The sequence below is a fragment of the Bacillus sp. ABR genome (assembly GCF_056172715.1).
In genome coordinates this window covers 910,458-928,701 of sequence record NZ_JAOYSL010000001.1, presented here as the reverse complement: position 1 = coordinate 928,701, position 18,244 = coordinate 910,458, and the positions used below count along the sequence as shown (strand labels likewise).

The 18,244-nt window shown below is 40.0% G+C and carries 23 protein-coding genes; 8 read left to right on the top strand and 15 right to left on the bottom strand.

Annotated features, from left to right (window positions below; translation table 11 throughout):
* The first annotated feature begins 138 nt into the window (after positions 1-138).
* The 7 genes from OIT90_RS04715 to mnhG are packed head-to-tail and all read left to right on the top strand — an operon-like array spanning position 139 to position 5,909.
* Positions 139-2,544, top strand: coding sequence for a Na+/H+ antiporter subunit A (locus tag OIT90_RS04715; RefSeq protein ID WP_474892301.1), 2,406 nt, complete (start codon positions 139-141; stop codon positions 2,542-2,544).
* A complete protein-coding gene (locus OIT90_RS04710) occupies positions 2,541-2,972 on the top strand; it encodes a Na(+)/H(+) antiporter subunit B (protein ID WP_039181111.1) in 432 nt (143 codons plus the stop codon). Before OIT90_RS04715 ends, OIT90_RS04710 begins: the two co-directional genes overlap by 4 nt.
* The gene (locus OIT90_RS04705; protein ID WP_024423316.1) at positions 2,972-3,313 is read left to right on the top strand and encodes a Na(+)/H(+) antiporter subunit C; all 342 of its coding nucleotides are present in this window, start codon (positions 2,972-2,974) and stop codon (positions 3,311-3,313) included. The genes OIT90_RS04710 and OIT90_RS04705 overlap by 1 nt, the downstream gene beginning before the upstream one ends.
* Positions 3,306-4,784: a Na+/H+ antiporter subunit D gene (locus OIT90_RS04700; RefSeq protein ID WP_047203309.1), complete on the top strand. Its 1,479-nt coding sequence runs from the start codon at positions 3,306-3,308 to the stop codon at positions 4,782-4,784. Before OIT90_RS04705 ends, OIT90_RS04700 begins: the two co-directional genes overlap by 8 nt.
* Before the next feature lie 6 nt (positions 4,785-4,790).
* Positions 4,791-5,270 carry a Na+/H+ antiporter subunit E gene (locus tag OIT90_RS04695; protein WP_024425941.1) on the top strand — a complete coding sequence of 160 codons (480 nt, stop codon included), beginning with the start codon at positions 4,791-4,793 and terminating at the stop codon, positions 5,268-5,270.
* Positions 5,270-5,551: a Na(+)/H(+) antiporter subunit F1 gene (locus tag OIT90_RS04690; RefSeq protein ID WP_039181117.1), complete on the top strand. Its 282-nt coding sequence runs from the start codon at positions 5,270-5,272 to the stop codon at positions 5,549-5,551. Before OIT90_RS04695 ends, OIT90_RS04690 begins: the two co-directional genes overlap by 1 nt.
* Entirely contained in the window at positions 5,535-5,909 is a 375-nt protein-coding gene (gene mnhG / locus OIT90_RS04685) for a monovalent cation/H(+) antiporter subunit G (protein WP_024423320.1), read from the top strand. The genes OIT90_RS04690 and mnhG overlap by 17 nt, the downstream gene beginning before the upstream one ends.
* 94 nt (positions 5,910-6,003) lie before the next feature.
* On the opposite strand, the gene OIT90_RS04680 is transcribed toward mnhG, so the two are convergent.
* From OIT90_RS04680 to degQ, 6 genes are all read right to left on the bottom strand, one after another.
* The gene (locus OIT90_RS04680) at positions 6,004-6,393 is read right to left on the bottom strand and encodes a hotdog fold thioesterase (protein WP_039181120.1); all 390 of its coding nucleotides are present in this window, start codon (positions 6,391-6,393) and stop codon (positions 6,004-6,006) included.
* A gap of 23 nt (positions 6,394-6,416) precedes the next feature.
* Complete coding sequence (gene comA / locus OIT90_RS04675) at positions 6,417-7,058, bottom strand: two-component system response regulator ComA (RefSeq protein ID WP_024423322.1); 642 nt, start codon at positions 7,056-7,058, stop codon at positions 6,417-6,419.
* 80 nt (positions 7,059-7,138) lie between these two features.
* Positions 7,139-9,451 (bottom strand): sensor histidine kinase, encoded by a 2,313-nt coding sequence (locus OIT90_RS04670; RefSeq protein WP_474892300.1) that lies wholly within the window; start codon positions 9,449-9,451, stop codon positions 7,139-7,141.
* A gap of 57 nt (positions 9,452-9,508) precedes the next feature.
* Complete coding sequence (locus OIT90_RS04665) at positions 9,509-9,676, bottom strand: competence pheromone ComX (RefSeq protein ID WP_080696376.1); 168 nt, start codon at positions 9,674-9,676, stop codon at positions 9,509-9,511.
* The gene (locus OIT90_RS04660) at positions 9,673-10,587 is read right to left on the bottom strand and encodes a polyprenyl synthetase family protein (protein WP_474892299.1); all 915 of its coding nucleotides are present in this window, start codon (positions 10,585-10,587) and stop codon (positions 9,673-9,675) included. The genes OIT90_RS04665 and OIT90_RS04660 overlap by 4 nt, the downstream gene beginning before the upstream one ends.
* 151 nt (positions 10,588-10,738) lie before the next feature.
* A complete protein-coding gene (gene degQ / locus OIT90_RS04655; RefSeq protein WP_003213123.1) occupies positions 10,739-10,879 on the bottom strand; it encodes a degradation enzyme regulation protein DegQ in 141 nt (46 codons plus the stop codon).
* A gap of 505 nt (positions 10,880-11,384) precedes the next feature.
* Between degQ and OIT90_RS04650 the strand changes: the two genes are divergently transcribed.
* Positions 11,385-11,741 carry a YuzC family spore coat inner layer protein gene (locus tag OIT90_RS04650; RefSeq protein WP_039181132.1) on the top strand — a complete coding sequence of 119 codons (357 nt, stop codon included), beginning with the start codon at positions 11,385-11,387 and terminating at the stop codon, positions 11,739-11,741.
* A 35-nt stretch (positions 11,742-11,776) separates the two neighbouring features.
* Here OIT90_RS04650 and OIT90_RS04645 read toward each other — a convergent pair whose 3' ends face one another.
* From OIT90_RS04645 to OIT90_RS04605, 9 genes are all read right to left on the bottom strand, one after another.
* Entirely contained in the window at positions 11,777-13,003 is a 1,227-nt protein-coding gene (locus OIT90_RS04645) for an EAL and HDOD domain-containing protein (RefSeq protein ID WP_047203313.1), read from the bottom strand.
* 137 nt (positions 13,004-13,140) lie between these two features.
* Entirely contained in the window at positions 13,141-14,613 is a 1,473-nt protein-coding gene (locus tag OIT90_RS04640; protein WP_341084369.1) for a nicotinate phosphoribosyltransferase, read from the bottom strand.
* Positions 14,614-14,630: 17 nt separating this feature from the next.
* Complete coding sequence (locus tag OIT90_RS04635) at positions 14,631-15,182, bottom strand: cysteine hydrolase family protein (RefSeq protein WP_024425949.1); 552 nt, start codon at positions 15,180-15,182, stop codon at positions 14,631-14,633.
* Positions 15,183-15,242: 60 nt separating this feature from the next.
* Positions 15,243-15,650: a YueI family protein gene (locus tag OIT90_RS04630; RefSeq protein ID WP_474892298.1), complete on the bottom strand. Its 408-nt coding sequence runs from the start codon at positions 15,648-15,650 to the stop codon at positions 15,243-15,245.
* 27 nt (positions 15,651-15,677) lie between these two features.
* Entirely contained in the window at positions 15,678-15,926 is a 249-nt protein-coding gene (locus OIT90_RS04625; protein WP_098677647.1) for a YueH family protein, read from the bottom strand.
* A gap of 96 nt (positions 15,927-16,022) precedes the next feature.
* The gene (locus tag OIT90_RS04620) at positions 16,023-16,244 is read right to left on the bottom strand and encodes a spore germination protein (RefSeq protein ID WP_024425952.1); all 222 of its coding nucleotides are present in this window, start codon (positions 16,242-16,244) and stop codon (positions 16,023-16,025) included.
* Between the two features lie 98 nt (positions 16,245-16,342).
* Positions 16,343-16,564 (bottom strand): spore germination protein, encoded by a 222-nt coding sequence (locus tag OIT90_RS04615; RefSeq protein WP_003213446.1) that lies wholly within the window; start codon positions 16,562-16,564, stop codon positions 16,343-16,345.
* A 66-nt stretch (positions 16,565-16,630) separates the two neighbouring features.
* Positions 16,631-17,734 carry an AI-2E family transporter gene (locus OIT90_RS04610; protein ID WP_039181146.1) on the bottom strand — a complete coding sequence of 368 codons (1,104 nt, stop codon included), beginning with the start codon at positions 17,732-17,734 and terminating at the stop codon, positions 16,631-16,633.
* A gap of 183 nt (positions 17,735-17,917) precedes the next feature.
* A complete protein-coding gene (locus OIT90_RS04605; RefSeq protein ID WP_034282580.1) occupies positions 17,918-18,154 on the bottom strand; it encodes a YuzF family protein in 237 nt (78 codons plus the stop codon).
* Between the last annotated feature and the right edge of the window lie 90 nt (positions 18,155-18,244).

Below are 18,244 nucleotides of genomic sequence, written 5' to 3'. Positions count from 1 at the left end.
TGGTCAAAAGAACCTAAAACAAATACAGTTTGCTTGAAATCGTTTCAAACCAATGCACTATGGCTGTATTTACGCTATAATTTTAATTACCAGTTCTTTAGAACGTGAATTTATATTGATCAAAGGAGGTTCATTTTCTTGCAGCTTATTCACTTCGCCATCCTATCACCTTTTTTACTCGCTTTTGTTGTACCTTTCCTTTACAAATATGTGAAGCGTATACATACAGGATGGTTTGTTCTCATCTTGCCGATTCTTTTATTTACCTATTTCATCCAAATGTTACATATCACTTCGAATGGGCGAACGCTTTTCTCACAGGCTGAATGGATTCCATCTTTAGGGATGAATTTCACTGTGTATGTCGATGGTCTCAGCCTGTTATTTGCTTTATTAATTACAGGTATCGGCGCACTTGTGGTACTGTACAGTATTTTCTACTTATCAAAGGAAAAAGAACAGCTTGGCTCTTTCTACACGTATTTGCTCATGTTTATGACCGCGATGCTGGGTGTCGTTCTTTCTGACAACATGGTGGTTCTATACTTGTTTTGGGAGTTAACGAGTATCTCTTCCTTCCTTTTAATTGGGTATTGGTATAAGCGTGAGCGCTCTAGGTATGGAGCAACGAAATCACTGCTTATTACTGTTTTTGGCGGATTAGCTATGCTTGGTGGCTTCATCCTCATTTACCTGATTACTGATTCATTCAGTATTCGTGAAGCAGTCAATCAGCTTCAACTCATTATGGCATCACCTTACTTTATCCCTGCCATGATCCTAATCTTAATAGGTGCCTTTACGAAATCAGCCCAGTTCCCATTCTATATCTGGCTGCCTGATGCAATGGAAGCACCGACCCCTGTGAGCAGTTATCTGCATTCTGCTACGATGGTGAAAGCCGGTATTTATCTTGTTGCCCGCTTCAGTCCAATCTTTGCTATATCAGAGGTATGGTTCTGGACCATTTCCATTGTTGGACTTGTCACATTATTCTGGGGATCATTCCACGCCATCCGGCAAAACGATTTGAAAGCCATTCTGGCCTATTCGACAGTGAGTCAGCTCGGTATGATTATGCTCATGCTTGGCGTCGGCGCAGCTGCGATTCATGAAAACAATCCTGCCTTTTTTGGCGCAGCCATTCTTGCAGCTATTTTTCACCTCATTAACCATGCTACGTTTAAAGGAAGTCTCTTTATGGCAGCTGGTATTATCGATCATGAAACAGGAACTCGTGACATTCGAAAATTAGGCGGATTAATGACGATCATGCCGATTACCTTCACAATTACGTTAATCGGTACATTTTCAATGGCCGGATTACCGCCATTTAACGGTTTCTTAAGTAAAGAGCTATTTTTCACAAGTATGATACGAATTTCTGACATCAGCTTTACGGACGTTTCAACATGGGGTGCTATCATCCCAGCACTTGCTTGGCTCGCTAGTGTCTTTACGTTCATTTATAGTATGATGCTCCTCTTTAAAACTTTTAGAGGCCGTCTGAATATAGACCAATTGGAGAAAAAACCGCATGAAGCACCGATCGGCATGCTCATTCCGCCAATCATTCTCGCTGCACTTGTGGTCACCTTCTTCTTTTTCCCTAATATTCTTGCCTATTCTGTCATCGAACCCGCAATTGCGGCGATCATTCCTGAAGCGATTGAAACAGGAAGCCGTTTTTCTGTGAAGATTGAAGCATGGCATGGCTTCCAGCCAGAGCTCTATATGACAATAGGTGTTGTTGTACTCGGCACAATCGGCTACTTGACGCTTTCAAAATGGCGTCCAATGTACAACATCTTTAAGGAAAAATGGTCATTTAACGCTTTATACGACCGCTCTCTTATCGGTTTGGAAAAAAGGTCATACCGCCTGACAAACAGTTATATGACTGGTTTTCTTCGTGACTATCTTGTCTATGTGTTTGGGTTCATGATTATCGTCATTGGCGGCGTCATGTTTTATCAGCAGGCCTTTTCATTTCAAACAGATCAGGCTGCCTCTATTGGCACGTATGAGGTGATTCTTTCACTTGTGATGGTGGCGGCGACGATTGCAACAGTATTCGCAAGCTCACGATTAACAGCTATTATTGCTCTAGGTGTCATGGGATACACGCTGTCATTATTCTTCGTGATTTTCAGAGCACCTGACCTTGCGCTGACGCAGCTGATTATTGAAACGATTTCTGTCGCACTGTTTTTGCTTTGCTTCTATCATTTACCGAAGCTGAGCTTAAAGCAAAAAACGAGAAGATTCAAAATGACCAATTTCATCATTTCATTAGGTGTTGGGGTTGTTGTCACTTGTCTAGCTTTCGCTTCCACAAGTCAGCAGTCACTTGATACCATTTCAACTTACTTTATTGAAAACAGCTACAAACTTGCTGGCGGTGACAATATTGTCAATGTCATTCTTGTCGATTTCAGGGGCTTTGATACCCTTTTTGAAATCACTGTGCTCGCCATTGCGGCACTTGGTATTTATGGGTTATTAAAAACACAAGCAAAACGGAAGAGAGGTGTGCGGCGATGAGAAAGATTGATACGAATGATATGCTTTTGCAAGTCACAACAAAAATCACAGCATTCATCATCTTGCTCTTCTCCCTTCACCTATTTCTTGCGGGGCATAACAATCCTGGCGGCGGATTCATCGGCGGCCTGATGAGTTCTGCGGCTGTCGTTCTTCTGCTTTTAGCCTATGATCTGAAAACAGTAAGACGCATTTTGCCTTTTGACTTTATTTATGTAGCTGGAGCCGGTTTGCTCGTTGCGATCCTGACAGGTATGGGATCCTTTCTATTCGGTGCACCTTTTCTATCACATGCATTTGATTATTTCCAATTACCGTTTTTAGGAAAAACAGAACTAGCGACAGCCGTCCTGTTTGATATCGGTGTGTATTTGGTCGTTGTCGGTGTCACCATGACCATTATTCAAATGATTGGAGAGAAGGAATAATGGAATTTCTAATGTCTATTATCGTCGGAATTATTTTTATGGCGGCGACCTATTTGATGCTGTCAAAAAGCCTTCTGCGGGTCATCGTCGGTACTGCTGTTTTGAGTCACGGCGTCCACTTGCTTCTTTTAACAATGGGCGGCTTAAAAAAGGGAGCGCCTCCAGTTCTAAAAGAGGGGCTCACATCCTATGTAGATCCATTGCCGCAAGCATTAATTTTAACAGCCATTGTCATTGCTTTTGGTGTGACATCCTTATTACTTGTCATGGCCTTCCGAGCCTTCCAAGAGCTGCGAACAGATGACATGGATCAAATGAGAGGAAATGATCAGCATGAATAATCTCGTGATCCTGCCTATATTAATTCCATTACTAGCTGCTACACTATTGATTTTTATGAATAAAAACATCATGCTTTCAAGAGTTTTTAGTGTCTTGGCATCTCTTTCAGCCATTATATGTAATGCATATTTGGTTCAAACGATTTTCACAAATGGGATACAAACCCTTTATTTAGGCGGCTGGAAAGCACCATTTGGGATTGCCCTTGTCGCCGATCAATTTGCTGCACTCCTTGTGCTGACTGCTTCCGTTGTCGGGCTTGTGACAGTCCTCTTCTCCTTTCAAACGATTGGGAAAGAAAGAGAGCGGCTCTTCTATTATTCTGGCGTGCAGTTTTTGTTAGCTGGCGTGAGCGGAGCCTTTTTAACGGGAGATATATTCAACCTGTTTGTCTTCTTTGAATTACTGCTGATGGCATCTTATATGCTCATTGTATTAGGCGGATCAAAGCCTCAGCTTCGTGAATCACTCAAATATATTGTGTTTAATATCATCTCGTCGGCATTATTTATTGTCGGAGTTGCCTGTTTATATGCAGTGACGGGTACGCTCAATATGGCTGATTTAAGTGTGAAAATAGCTGAATCAGGGCAAACAGGGTTAATCACTGTTATTTCCATCCTGTTCCTCATTGTATTCGGCTTAAAAGCTGGGATCTTCCCGCTTTATTTCTGGCTGCCAGGATCGTATCATGCACCGCCAGCAGCGATTTCAGCTCTTTTTGGGGCTTTGCTCACAAAGGTTGGCTTATATGCGATTGCCAGAGTCTTTACATTAATTTTTATACACGATACAGGCTTCACCCATACACTCATGGCGTGGCTTGCCGCACTGACGGTGATATTCGGTGTGATAGGTTCGATCGCCTATTCTGATGTGCAGAAGATTGTGATTTATAATATTGTCACAGCTGTTGGTGTCATTTTGTTTGGATTTGCAGCCAACACACCTGCATCACTCCAAGGAGCTATTTATTATCTCATTCACGACATGGTGATCAAAGGGGCTTTATTTATGCTGGCAGGTGCCCTCTTTGTGTACGCTGGTACAAACCAACTGAAAAAAATGGGCGGACTGATTCAATCTCAGCCTCTATTAGGATGGATGTTTTTCATATCGGCTTTATCGCTTGCAGGAATTCCGCCGCTGAGTGGCTTTGTTGGGAAACTAAAAATTGTGGAAGGTGGATTTTCTGCTGGATACATGACGTTTTCTATCTTGGTCTTACTGTCCAGCCTCCTTGTCCTCTACTCTATTATGAAGATTTTCATGTCCGCATTTTGGGGAGAGGAACAAGATAAACGTAGAAGAAAGCCGTCAATTAAAGGAATGGTGTATCCTGGCGTACTGCTTGTCGTCTTATCGCTTGCTATTGGGTTAGGGACAGAGTTCATTGCCCCTTATATCAATCAAGCAGCGGAAATGCTCTCTACACCAGAAAAATATATTCAAGCTGTGCTGAAGGAGTAGATGAACATGGCCTTTCAAATATTACTAAACGCTCTCCTCGCCTTTACATGGATGTTTATGAATGATACATACAGAGCCGCAGACTTTGTATCAGGTTTTGCATTAGGGATGATCGCCATTTTTATGCTGCGTCGATTTTTCCCGCAGCGTTTTTACGGCTATGCCCTTTATGCGATTTTCAAGCTTATCATCATTTTTATTCGCGAGCTGCTTCTTGCCAATTTAAGTGTATTAAAGACCGTATTATCTCCAAAGCTCACAATTAAGCCCGGTATTTTCGCCTTTCGTACGGATTTGAAAACAGATTGGGAAATCACCATACTGGCTAATATGATTACATTGACACCAGGTACACTAGTGATTGATATTTCCGACGATCGTTCCATTTTATACATTCATGCGATGGATATTGAAGATGCTGAAAAAGCCATTCACGATATCCGGGTTTCATTTGAAAAAGCGATTCAGGAGGTGAGCGGTAAGTAATGGAACTCATTTTGCAAATTTCACTTGGCATCCTTGCGCTGTCTACCTTGCTTTTTGTGATACGAGTGATCAAAGGTCCCTCTATTCCTGATCGTGTGAGTGCGCTTGATGCGATAGGAATCAATTTAATTGGAATGACAGCCATCGTTTCAATTTTACTGAAAACCACTGCATTCTTTGAGATTATTTTACTGCTCGGTATCCTTGCCTTTATCGGTACTGTCGCTTTTTCCAAATTCCTTGAGAAAGGGGAAGTGATTGAAAATGATCGTCATCGCTAAAGCCATCGTCATTTTCTTTATCCTGCTAGGCGCTATCCTCTGTTTGATTTCAGCCATTGGTGTCCTTCGCCTGCCGGATGTTTACACACGTATGCATGCTGCATCAAAAGCATCGACACTTGGCGTTGTTCTGATTTTAGTAGGTGTGTTTTTTCATGAATGGTTTCTTGCAGGCGTTATTTCTGCAAAAATCCTTCTCGGCATCGTATTCATCTTCCTGACAGCACCAGTCGGCGCACACTTAATCGGAAGAGCCGCCTACAATACTGGTGTTAAGCTCGACAAACGCAGTGTCCAAGATGATTATGGTGGTTTCCGTAACTTTGTAATTAAGCGGAAAGAAGATTCTTATTTATAAACAGCGAAAAAGAATGGCCTGATATGTTGGGCCATTCTTTTTTTTATCTCTCAACGTGCATATAAAAAAAGCTTCCGCTGCACCGGGAGCTTTTTTATATGCGATCAATGACAGCAAGTGTGCATCTGGACGTACAGATGTGCCGGTCTCGATCATCTTTTATATCGATTTGAAATACCATTGTACGCCGTCCTACATGCACAGGAACAGCTGTCGCTGTCACAACTCCATCGCGTACAGATTTTAAATGATTGGCATTGATTTCAATACCTGAGCAAACTTGCTGCGTTAAGTCTAAATGAGCCGCAGCCCCCATGCTCGCCACTGTTTCTGCTAGAGCAGCAGATGCTCCTCCGTGCAGCAGTCCAAATGGCTGTTTTGTTCTGTGATCGACTGGCATTGTTGCAACGCACCGTGATTCATTGCACTCTACTATCTCAATGCCTAGTGCCTCAAGCAGTGTATTTGATCCGCTCACATTCATTAAGGCCCTCTCCCTTCACACGTTTACAGCACACTTTCAGACTTGGCAATTAACACCGCTTCTGTACGAGATCCAACATTCAGCTTATTAAAGATGGATGTCAAACTGTACTCAATTGACCTTTTGCTCAAATGAAGCACATCGGCAATCTCCTGGTTCGTGTATCCTTTTTCCACTTCTCTAAGGATCAAACACTCCCGTTCCGTTAAGAGATCGTGGTCAGTCTGCTGCGCTTGTTCTGGCTTTTCTTGCTGCTGTGAAATTAATTTCTTTAAATAGGACAGCTGAATGACAACTTCTCCTTGCAATGTCCGGTGTATGTATTCAATAATTTTGTCTTTCGTCTCTGTTTTACTAATTGCACCGTGTAATCCAGCCCGAATAGCCTCTTCAAAATAATCATCTACTTCATACCCTGTATAAATGATAATTTTCACTTGATGGTTGGTTTCTAAAATTTGTTTCGCAATGTCCATTCCATTGATATCCCCGAGATTTAAATCCATTAAAATCACATCATAGATGGAAAAGTCATGCGTCTTTAAAAAGGCGGCTTCTGCATCAGGACTTAAACAATCGACTGATAGCTGCTGGTCTGATTCTAATATGCTTTTTGTCCCTTCCATGACAGCCGGATGATCATCAATGACCAATATCTTCTTCATGTCTTCCTCCCTTTAAATCACTCACTTCCATTTTATATAAAAGACTTGGCTGATGCCAAGTCTTAATCCTTAATAAATGGTTACAATTCCATTTCAATTTTCACCTTGAGCCCTTTGCCCGGGGCTGTGTGAATTTGAAGCTTTCCATTTAATGCTTTGACTCGTTCTCTAATTCCCGAAAGCCCCATGCTCATTGTGTGCTGATCAAGATGACTGGCATCAAAACCGACTCCATCATCCTCATAGTGAAGAACAACCTGATCTTTAATACAAATCAGCATCACTAACACTTGAGTGGCTCTAGAGTGCTTCAGGGCGTTGGATAACAGCTCCTGAACAATTCGGTAAATATTCAGCTGTGAATCAATATCAATGTCCAATTCTTTATCAAAGCGTGTCGTATTCAGCCTAATATGAAATGGTGCTTCCTCCTGAATTTGAGAAGTTAGCTTCGATATCGCCTTTACTAAACCTAAATCATACAGCAGCTGAGGCCGAAGCTCATGACATGTTTCTCTCGTCGTTTGAATCACTTTAGACATTTGATCGTTCCATGAGACAAGCGAATTTTCAATGGAGGTTGGGCATTGGTTGTTTTGGAAATTCGTTAAAAACATCTCTGACTGCCTTTTTAACGATATCAAGTCCTGCAGCACGGAATCATGAAGATCCCTCGCTAAATCTGAGCGCTGCTTTTCTTCCATGGCAAACATGATTTTCTTCAGCCACGCAGGATTGGCCTCGCGCTGTTTCAAATCGTCAAGATGCTCCATCAATTCTTCGATCTTGACGACATTTTCTAAACTGACACTGGTGTAAAATGCCAATGTTTTCAACCAAGAAATTTCATCGCGTGTCAATTTCGGTGTCTGTATATTGGATAAGCAGCAAATCATAAACGAGTGACCGCCCCGCTCGCCAATTTTCATCATAAACCCTTTATCAAGCTCGATGATTTTACCAACTTCACCTAAAATATCTTGAAATTGATCCACGTATTCTTTCCATAGCTTACTATCATTTGTTGACTCATCAATTTCAATAATTTGTCCGTCAGCCTTCACCTCAAGCACAAAGGCTTTATTCACAACAAGCACTTCTAAAATGGTGTATTTCAAATGATACAGCACTTGATGAAGTGAGGACGCCTCACGAATGAGCTGTGTAAATTTAAATACACTATCCTGATAATTATGCTTCTCTGAAAAACGCTTCAATCGAAAACGGAAATCTAGAATTTCTTTGAAATAAAAAACAGCCAGCATGAGAGTATAAGTGATTAATGCAAGCTTCAATGTGTACTTCAAATCTTCTGGTTTTTGCAAAATATAAAACGTGACAACAACTAAAACAGTCGGTGTAATAGCTAGAAAGCCATAGTATCTCAGTCTACTAATTAGAAAATCCATATTGTAAAGTTTGTTCGTCATAAATTGGTACACGAGTGAAAAAGGAATTAACAAAACGATAGACGTCAGGATAAAAGGATCAATCAAATACTTATCAAAAAATACATAGGGAATAACGAAAAATAAAATAAATGGACTGAACGACAATACATTTATAATAGCAAAAAACTTTAAAACTGAACCATGTGCTGTTTTTTTATATCTCTTCATGCCTCTGACTATTAAATAAAGTGCTACTAAAACTGTTCCGAAAAAAAACAGCAAACTGATGCTTGGAACATATTTTCTCAATTCAGATGACACCGAAACTCCACTATGTACTGCAAGATTAAAAATAGGTATTAAGTATAAACACCTGATTAGTTTTGGGTTCGTTAAGTGCACATCAAATTCTTTGAAGTATTGATAGATAAAATGAATATATAAGATGGATACACTCGATAAACACAATAAGAGAACATAATGGCTAAATCTATCACCAATTCCTGAAGTACCTGCACTCAGATATCCAACACAAATTGACAATAAGAATAAAATTAATAAAAATGCAGATTTTCGTTGCGGCTCTTTGTTGATTTTAATAATAAAAAAGATACAAAATAAGCATATTGAATATAGAAGAAGAGGGATTAAATAGATAAATAAGCTTTCTCGACCAATCAATGTTTTATTTTTAAGTGATATAATTTGGTTTCCTCTTTGAATATCAATTCTTTGTACATTTCTAAGCTTACCATTAATCATATGATCTTGAATTAAATTAGATTGTCCGTTTATTTTTAAAATAATATCTCCTTCTTTTAACCCTGACGAATAAGCTAAAGAAAGATATTCAACGTCAACAACTTCCGTTTGACCATTTTCATTCTTTTCTACACGTGCACCATTAAAAATATCAAATACATAGATATATGAAATATAGATCACAAATAAAAAAGACAAAAACACAAGAAATGTGGACAATTTTGTATAGGTAAGCTTCATGTTTAAAACATCCTTAAGAAAAGATCATTAAATAATCATACAGGTTGGATCTTAAAATTAATACTCCCAGATGTATTTCGCACTCATGTATCCTTTTTCTACACCTTTTATAATGGCTGCGGTTGTTTGTGCATCTGCATGAATTAAACTTGCATTTCCAGATTTCAATTCATCGATCACAACTGGGTTCTTCATTAGATGTGCAATGATATTTTGAATGTTCAATCATTGCCCTCCTTTGTCATAAATGCATATAATTGTTCCTTCTTCGTTTTAGGTAAATCAAGTTGTTCAATTCCTCGCTTCATTTTTAACAGCATAATCTCTCTCATCGATACCATGTACTGAGTCAAACCAGCTTCAAGTAATTTCTGCTTCAGTTGAAACGGCTTTTGCTCTGACTCATCCAGCCGGTTAGAAAAGAAGGAAAGAAGCTCTTGACTGGCATCGTTAAAACGTCTTTGTAAATAACTGAATGCCAGCGTTTGTTTTTTTTGAAAATCTCCGTTTGATTTTGAAAATAACGCAAAAAAATCGTTACTGATCTGTTCAGCAACACCATAATATATTGAATAAGATTCCACAGTGGCGCTTATTTTTCCTGTCGCTAAATAAACACCCAGTACGCTAGAAAGAGCTGTTAAAGATCCTGATTTTCTCCTTAAAACCTCTACACACTCTTCTTCTGTTCCATGCAAATGACGCAAATCCTCGTGCTGCCCTTCCATTGACATTTTGATGAAATGGAACAATTTCTCTATTAGTTGAGCATTATTTTCACATATTGATGTGATGAATTGGATACTCACCGTATACAAATACGTAGATGCATTGATGGCCACTCCTTGGTCGACGTTCATCCAAGGATACGAATCATTGTCCTGATCTTCAATATCATCTAATATATCGGCAGATAAAATGAGAAGTTCAATCCCTGCTGCCAGTTTTGAAATCGCTTGCTTGTCTTGTCCGCCAAATGCCTCATAATGCTGGTAAGCCAATTGACCAAGAGGAAATTCTTTTTTTCTATCTGTAAATTTCAGAAGCAGCTTTTGTAAATCATTCTGCCTGACTGCATGTTGAATAAAATCAGACATATTCTGCTTGATTTTTGTATTCTCTAGATAGTTTAGCATACTCGATCTTGTACCTCACCCTTTCGTCTTTTATTTTACTAAAAAGACATAAGCAAATGTCCAATGACATCGCTATTTAACAATTATATAATAATATATCCTTTTTTTGTATGTATTTGGATAAAAAAAAGACTTGATGATTATCAAGTCTTTAAGAAATTTTCACATATTCATATTTGTCGTATTGATCAATGCTTTTGTTAATGTTATGAAGAGAAGCCGTTGTTTCTCTGATTTCGTTTTCAAGTTTCCATAATAATTGTTTAAGTTCTTCGATTTCATACTTTTCCATCGATTCCACTCTCCTTTTTTGGAAGATCAATGTATTTGTGTATGGTGATTGGGTCATAAGTATTTGATCTGTTACTAACAGTGTAAATGTAATTGAGTATTTTTTCACCGAAAAGTATGCACAAAACGTGTGCGCGATACCGCAAAATTCAATAGGTCTTTTTTCATCATTTTCTGACTTTTCAAATCATACTTTTATCTCAATTTCAAAGGAATTGCGTCATTTTTGCGACAGGAATAGGCATCATTCGTCACACTTCTCTCCTGACAGAACGTACGATCCCCTCTATATCTTCGGTTTTGCGTGTCATAGGTCAGACGACAGACGCTATTGTGGACACCGCAATTTTTTGGCGACATTCACCGAAATTGACCGCAAAAGTACCTATTTTTATGCTGGAATTACAAAGATAGAAAGATCATTTTGATTCTTTATTCTGATTTTCTACATACATTTAGAACAGATATCCGTCCAATTTCACGCCAATGAGAGAAGAGGTGACCATGTGTTTTACTATGTACCTTATCCTGCTTTGCAGGTTCCCGCAATGAACAACGCATACCCGCCGCGCACGCCAATGACTTTTCCTCCAGTTGATGCCCACTCATTTCAACGAGCTGCAAAGGAATCAGCCCGTCTCGTTGCTGATGCTTCACTCATCACGCAGCAAATTTCCAGCTCCCTTCCGTTTGCGCAGCGCATCATGGAGGCTGCTGAGCGCTCTGATTCGACAAGTGTCATCCGAATGCTGAAGCAAATCGGGGTGAAAAGCGGCATTGATATCCGCTTTAGTCCAGAAGGTATTCGAATCTACTTGTCTCTTGCCTCCAGCAGACTTTTTCTTCTTTTACAGTGGGCATGACAAAGAAAAAGCCACTCTCACGCGAGCGGCTTTTCTTAAGATTCAAACATTTTATGGCACCATTCAATGGCTTCTATATAACAGCCATAGGCTTCCTGTTTCGGGAGATTTCCATCGAACATTTCATCATCCCATTCATTTCGTTCAATACGTTTGGCCACACCTAGCACAAAAGAATAATCATTTTCATAGCCAAGCAGTGCCTCGCCAACTTCATCAGAAAGCGGCAGCTCCTTCACAAGTTCTGTAATATCTGCCCTGACAAGTGTATCAATGAGAGAAAACATGCCTGTCAGCATATAAGAGGCAGGGTGCTCCCGTTCAGTCCGATAGGCAATCAGTTCACACGTTTTGGCACGAATGAATGACATTTTGATAATTTCTTTTTGGCTTGAGTTAGCTTGGACATTCAGTTCTTTAAACGAAAGGATAAAGATCCAGCGCCGAATTTCATTAAACCCAAGCAGGATAATCGCCTGCCGGATACTCTTAATTTGATATAGACGTCTCATGCCGCCTGAATTCAGCATTTTTAATAATTGATATGATAGCGAAAGGTCACTTTCAATAAAATGGGTCACGGTCTGGATATTCGGCTGGTCCTTGCTTAACTCATTTAAAAGCTGATGGTACGCATGGAAGCTGGTCGATAATGCTCGTCCTGATATCACATGCGGCTCACTAAAGAAATACCCTTGAAACAGGTGGAAACCTGCTTCTAGCGCTTCTTCATATTCTCTTCTCGTTTCTACTTTTTCTGCTAGAAATCGAAGGCGATACTTTTTATACGTATTCAGAATAGCTCTTCGTTCTTGCGTTGTCGTTTTCAGAAAGTCAATTTTTAAAATATCAATGCAATAGAGGAGTTCCTCAAGCAGCTTGTCACTATAATGTGTTCCGTTTAGGAAGAAATCATCGAGTGCAATCGTATATCCCCATTTTTTTAACTGCTTACATCTCATAATAAGTGCCGGGGTAATCGGTACATTTTCTAATATCTCAATCACAAGCTGATGCGGATCAAAATAGGTGAGCAGATCAGATGAAAGCAAGCTTTCGGTGAAATTAATGTAGCATCGTTTTCCTTCTGTCAGTGTTTCGATGCCGATATTTAGAAAACTGTTGATAATGAGGTCCGTTGTCGCTTGATCACCGTCTTCAGCGCTATATGTATTGGTTTCACTATCTCTATAAAGCAGCTCATATGATACGACTTGTTCTTTTCTGTTAAAAATAGGCTGTCTCGCAACAAACACCCTCAACTGCTCCAATCCTCCTTTATGCCATGACAAACAAGATGTGCTTTCAGTATACCAAATGATTGCGCTTTTAGTTCATTTTCAATCGGTCAAAATAAAAAAAAGAGACCATCTGGCTTGATGATCTCCCTTTCTTCTAATCATTCGCTTTCATAAAGCTCTTTTTTGATTTTATTTTTCACATCATGGATAAACTGCATTTTATTATCCCAGCATTTTTGACTCAAATCGACTGGATATTCTTCTGGTTTGCTGATTCGTTTGTATTCCTCCCAGAAGAGTCCAAGACTGTCCTGCACGTAGGCTTGAATCGTTTGAATATCTGGATTGTCATAGACAAGTTTACCTTGTTCAAAAATCGGTACGTGAAGATCTTTCGCCACAAAGTTTGTCACGAATTTACTAATAAATGTATGCACGGGATGGAACATTTTTAGTTTATCCTCACTATGAACATCTTCCTCTTCAAGTGCAATGTAGTCACCTTCAGAATGATGGTTCAATTGATTAATAATGCGGTACACCCGTTTACGGCCTGGTGTTGTCACTTTCTCTGGGTTAGATGAAATTTTGATGGTATCATTCATTTTGCCGTTTTCTTCAATGGACACCAGCTTATACACTGCACCGAGGGCTGGCTGATCGAATGCTGTGATCAGTTTTGTCCCAACACCCCACACATCAATTTTGGCGCCCTGTGCTTTTAAATTCATAATGGTGTGTTCATCAAGATCGCTTGATGCAATGACTTTTGCCTCATGGAATCCTGCTTCATCCAGCATTGTTCTAGCTTTTTTAGACAAGTATGCAAGGTCCCCGCTATCAAGTCTGACACCAATGAAGTTAATTTTGTCTCCAAATTCTTTCGCTACCTTAATCGCATTCGGTATACCTGATCTGACAGTATCATACGTATCAACTAAAAAGACACAGTCTGTATGTGTTTCAGCATATTTTTTAAATGCTGTATATTCATCACGGTATGCTTGTACAAGTGCGTGAGCATGTGTTCCTGATACAGGGATGTTGAAGCGTTTCCCAGCACGAACATTACTTGTTGCCTGGAAGCCGCCGATGAGTGCCGCTCTTGCTCCCCACATCGCCGCATCCATTTCATGTGCACGTCTTGTTCCGAATTCTAAAGCTGTCTCATCTTCAATGATTCCTTTAATCCGAGCCGCTTTTGTTGCAATCAGCGTCTGGAAATTCACGATATTGAGCAATGCCGTTTCGATTAACTGAGCTTCAACAAGCGTTGCCTCAATGCGCATAATCGGTTCATTCGCAAAGACAATTTCCCCTTCTCGCATTGAATGAAGTGTACCTGTAAAGGACAATCCGCTTAAATAGTCAATGAAATCGCTTTTATAACCAAGTTCATCTTTTAAATATGCGAGATCGCTTTCAGTAAAGGAAAAGTCCGATAAATATTCAATCGCTTTCTCTAAGCCAGCAAATACAGCGAAGCCATTGTCAAATGGAAGCTTTCTAAAGAAGAGTTCAAAGACTGCCTTCTTCTCATGTATGCCGTCTCTCCAATACGTTTCTGCCATGTTAATTTGATAAAGATCTGTATGTAGTGATAAACTGTCGTCATTAAACCGATGCTCCAACTTCCATTCTCCTTCCCTTACTTAACCACTTTCGCACCAAGCGACTGCTCAAAGTGAGAAAGTGCCCACTCGTGCCCCGCTTCATTAAAACTCGCCACAGCATTTTGGTGAATTACAAGTTCAAAGCCTTTATTGTACGCATCAACAGCTGTATGAAGTACACAAATATCGGTACATACGCCGGCTAAGTGAAGTTCCGTGATGCCGCGCTCGCGCAGTTTCATTTCTAATTGAGTGCCTGCAAAAGCAGAGTATCTTGTTTTTTCCATATAGTAGACATGTTTTAAATGTTTTGACGTGTGAAATAGTGAACTTAGTTGTCCATAAAGTTCAATACCCTCTGTTCCGCGAATATTATGGGGCGGAAATAACTTTGTCTCTGGATGATAAGGGTCCTCTTCTTCATGATGATCGACAGCAAAGACGACAAAGTGGCCTTCATCAATAAATGAAGAAGTGATCTCTGTGATCTTAGACTCAATCGCCTGTCCAGGCTTTCCGCATGTCAGTTTTCCATCGTCTGCAACAAAATCAACTGTATAATCAATACAAATCAACGCTTTGCCCATCCGCATCTCTCCCATATGCTCTTTTGAATCATTATATCTTATTCATTTCACTAGGGAAACCTATTCAACAGATTCATGAGAAAAAGCTTTTTGAAACAGTTCATCCTCTATATAAATGTGCTCCTGATTCACCGCACTTGGCATCTCTATGACAAGACCAAATGGAGAGTGCGCTTCATGATGATTCACCACTTTAAACGAACATCCAGCGGCATTTGCCATTTTCACATATTGAGAATAAGAAGCATAGGACAGTTCACCATTTAAAAGAAGGGAGGCCTGTCGATTGGCCTTCAATACTTGCTCCACCTCTTGATACGGTTTATTTCTTGATACCTGTCCCTTTGTGAGGGCGAGAAGCGCTCGTTCCCTTAATGAACCAAGAAACATCCTTCGTTCATCGGGTTTTGTTTCAGCATGTCCAAATATCCCCTGCTGCAAATAAAAGTCTACGGATTCTTCTTTCATCGCTGTGTTCACTCCTGGTTTCTATTTTTACATTTCTGTGACCCAGTGCACAATCTTGAGTGCGAGGTCACGGGCTTCGTCTGTTTCTACTCTTTCCATTAAAGATTGTTCAAGCGAATGGATGAGCTGCTCTTTTTCGTCCTCATACGCAATGGAAATACTCCATTCAATGTCAGGTACGGCTACAAGCGTTTTATATTCTTTTTTATTTTCATGTAAATATACATTGTAGGTCTTTGGTTGTCCGCTTGTGATGTGTGCTTTTCTAATTTTCATTTGACTCTGTTCACACCTCTTTTTTCTTCTTACATCCATATCCATTGTACCATAAAAAAAGACAGCTTCTGAAAAGGAATTCCCTTTCAAAGCTGGCTACGCATTAAAGCTCTTTTGCTGGCTGATCAGGTCTATATCCCACATAAACGTAACGTTTGGACTGCTAAAAAATTGGACAAAGTCCCCTGCATTATAGGTACCTGAACCACCGGCGGAGTGATCGACACTTTTTGGCGAAATGGCAAAAACATCACCGAAATGTGCAGAACCATTTCCAATCACACGGTCAATATGAATAGGTCCAACAATCGCTGGCATCTTTCCACCACCTTTTCTCCCCACATCATATGCCCAGCTTAAAAATACGTGTATGAAAAATAAAAAAGACAGCTGATCTGTAATCATCAGCTGTCTTTCTATGCGTTAAATGATTGAGGCTGGCCAAACAATGTGAAGTCCCAAAGCATTGTGGCATTCGGATCACTTGTAAGTGACATATAATCACCTGAATTAAAGGCTCCCGCTCCGCCAGTAGAGTGGTCTACAGCCAAAGGGGCAATGGCCAGGACATCACCGAAAGTAGCTGCACCGTTTCCTCCTAATGACTCGATATGAATAGGTCCAACGATTGCAGGCATCAGAATCTCCCCCTATCTGCTTATCTCAATCATCTTATGCAAAAAGGGAAAAGGTGTGCATCTGTCCTAGACGTTTAAATGCTGTTCCTTACGAGATCGCTGACGCAGCTGCACCAATCTGACAATATTCAAGGTGATGGCTTTGAGCAGTGCATAAACAGGAACCGCAAAGATCATACCAAGAATTCCGCCAAAGCTTCCTGCCCCAATTAATAGCAGGATAATGGTCAAAGGATGTGTGTTGAGGCGTTTACCAATAATCAATGGAGAAATGACATTTCCATCAACTTGCTGAACGACAAGAATCACAATCACTGTCACCACAGCTTTTCCAGGCGAATCAAGAAACGCAATAAGCACAGCTGGTGCCGCGCCAAGATATGGCCCAAGGTAAGGAATCACATTCGTGACCGCAATGATAATACCGAGAATGAGCGCATATTTCACACCAATTAATAAGTACCCGATAAAACAAGCCACTCCAACAAATAAACAGACAACAATCTGCCCTTGTATGTAAGCCGCAAGCGTATCGTTTAATTCTTTAAAGATTTTCAATCCTTCTTTACGGTAAGGCATTGGCAAAAATTGAACAAGCTTGTCCGGAAACTTATGTCCGTCTTTCAACATATAAAACAAAATGAACGGAACTGTGATCACAGCTAAAGCAATATTGGCAATCACGCCAAACACAGCAGACATACTTGAAGCAATATTTTCCGGCAAATCTTTTAATGTCGAAACAATTGTCTGTTCAAACTTCGAGACGGAGACATAATCTTGGTTCATCATCCAAGTAAATGTTTTAGAATGCGAGAAGTCATTCATAAATTTCTGCATATCCGTCACATAACCAGGGAAGCTTTTGACAAGTCCACCGACCTGCGTGACAATAATCGGTCCCGCAGCATTCACAATGAACGTGATGAGTCCGATGAACAAAAGATAAATGATCAGGATAGCCAGTGTCCTAGGAATTTTCTTGGACAAAAATCGAACAATTGGATTAAAGATGAAAAAGAGAATTCCAGCCAGCAAGATGGGAACAAACAAGGTTGAAGCAAATAAAATAATCGGCTGAAATAAAAACGAAACCTTTGTTGATACATAAACAATGAGTAAAACAAGTAATATTTGGAATGTCCAAAAATGAACTTTAGATTTTAACAAAGATGCTCCTCCTGTTACGTATTGATCTTATTAAAAAACTACTATTCAACCCACCTTCTGTCAACTGCTTCTTGTTTTAGAACCTTATTTTTTGTAAAAAAAAGAACAATTGGTATATCATGCACTTTTTCCAGATATACATTCTGTAAGCATGAAAAAAGCAGACACCTTTGCGTCTGCTTGTTACACTCTTTCACTGTGATCAGGCATCACCGATACAATTTGCTGGATCCGCACATAAAAAACTGATTTTGTCCCCGCCTCAATGACAATATGATCCGGCATGACTTCTTTCAATTTTCCACGCACCGTATCTTTCACTGTTTGAACAATTAATCTCATACCGATTACTTTTTGCAATGTTTGATAAACATATGGATCAACTAATGAAACAAGCTGTGGACTTCCTTGTTGTGCCATCCTACCTGCCCCTTTACTTGTGTATTTACCCACAGCGTATGCAATGACCCATGTGAATGTCACTCAGGGCAAACCCACAACATAAATACC

Excerpts from the sequence above, each read along its gene's own strand:
- OIT90_RS04710 (WP_039181111.1), top strand. The coding sequence starts at position 2,541 with ATGAGAAAGATTGATACGAATGATATGCTTTTGCAAGTCACAACAAAA.
- OIT90_RS04705 (WP_024423316.1), top strand. The coding sequence starts at position 2,972 with ATGGAATTTCTAATGTCTATTATCGTCGGAATTATTTTTATGGCGGCG.
- OIT90_RS04700 (WP_047203309.1), top strand. The coding sequence starts at position 3,306 with ATGAATAATCTCGTGATCCTGCCTATATTAATTCCATTACTAGCTGCT.
- OIT90_RS04695 (WP_024425941.1), top strand. The coding sequence starts at position 4,791 with ATGGCCTTTCAAATATTACTAAACGCTCTCCTCGCCTTTACATGGATG.
- OIT90_RS04690 (WP_039181117.1), top strand. The coding sequence starts at position 5,270 with ATGGAACTCATTTTGCAAATTTCACTTGGCATCCTTGCGCTGTCTACC.
- mnhG (WP_024423320.1), top strand. The coding sequence starts at position 5,535 with ATGATCGTCATCGCTAAAGCCATCGTCATTTTCTTTATCCTGCTAGGC.
- OIT90_RS04680 (WP_039181120.1), bottom strand. The coding sequence starts at position 6,393 with ATGAATGTGAGCGGATCAAATACACTGCTTGAGGCACTAGGCATTGAG.
- comA (WP_024423322.1), bottom strand. The coding sequence starts at position 7,058 with ATGAAGAAGATATTGGTCATTGATGATCATCCGGCTGTCATGGAAGGG.
- OIT90_RS04670 (WP_474892300.1), bottom strand. The coding sequence starts at position 9,451 with ATGAAGCTTACCTATACAAAATTGTCCACATTTCTTGTGTTTTTGTCT.
- OIT90_RS04660 (WP_474892299.1), bottom strand. The coding sequence starts at position 10,587 with ATGCTAAACTATCTAGAGAATACAAAAATCAAGCAGAATATGTCTGAT.
- degQ (WP_003213123.1), bottom strand. The coding sequence starts at position 10,879 with ATGGAAAAGTATGAAATCGAAGAACTTAAACAATTATTATGGAAACTT.
- OIT90_RS04635 (WP_024425949.1), bottom strand. The coding sequence starts at position 15,182 with ATGGGCAAAGCGTTGATTTGTATTGATTATACAGTTGATTTTGTTGCA.
- OIT90_RS04630 (WP_474892298.1), bottom strand. The coding sequence starts at position 15,650 with ATGAAAGAAGAATCCGTAGACTTTTATTTGCAGCAGGGGATATTTGGA.
- OIT90_RS04625 (WP_098677647.1), bottom strand. The coding sequence starts at position 15,926 with ATGAAAATTAGAAAAGCACACATCACAAGCGGACAACCAAAGACCTAC.
- OIT90_RS04620 (WP_024425952.1), bottom strand. The coding sequence starts at position 16,244 with ATGCCAGCGATTGTTGGACCTATTCATATTGACCGTGTGATTGGAAAT.
- OIT90_RS04615 (WP_003213446.1), bottom strand. The coding sequence starts at position 16,564 with ATGCCTGCAATCGTTGGACCTATTCATATCGAGTCATTAGGAGGAAAC.
- OIT90_RS04605 (WP_034282580.1), bottom strand. The coding sequence starts at position 18,154 with ATGGCACAACAAGGAAGTCCACAGCTTGTTTCATTAGTTGATCCATAT.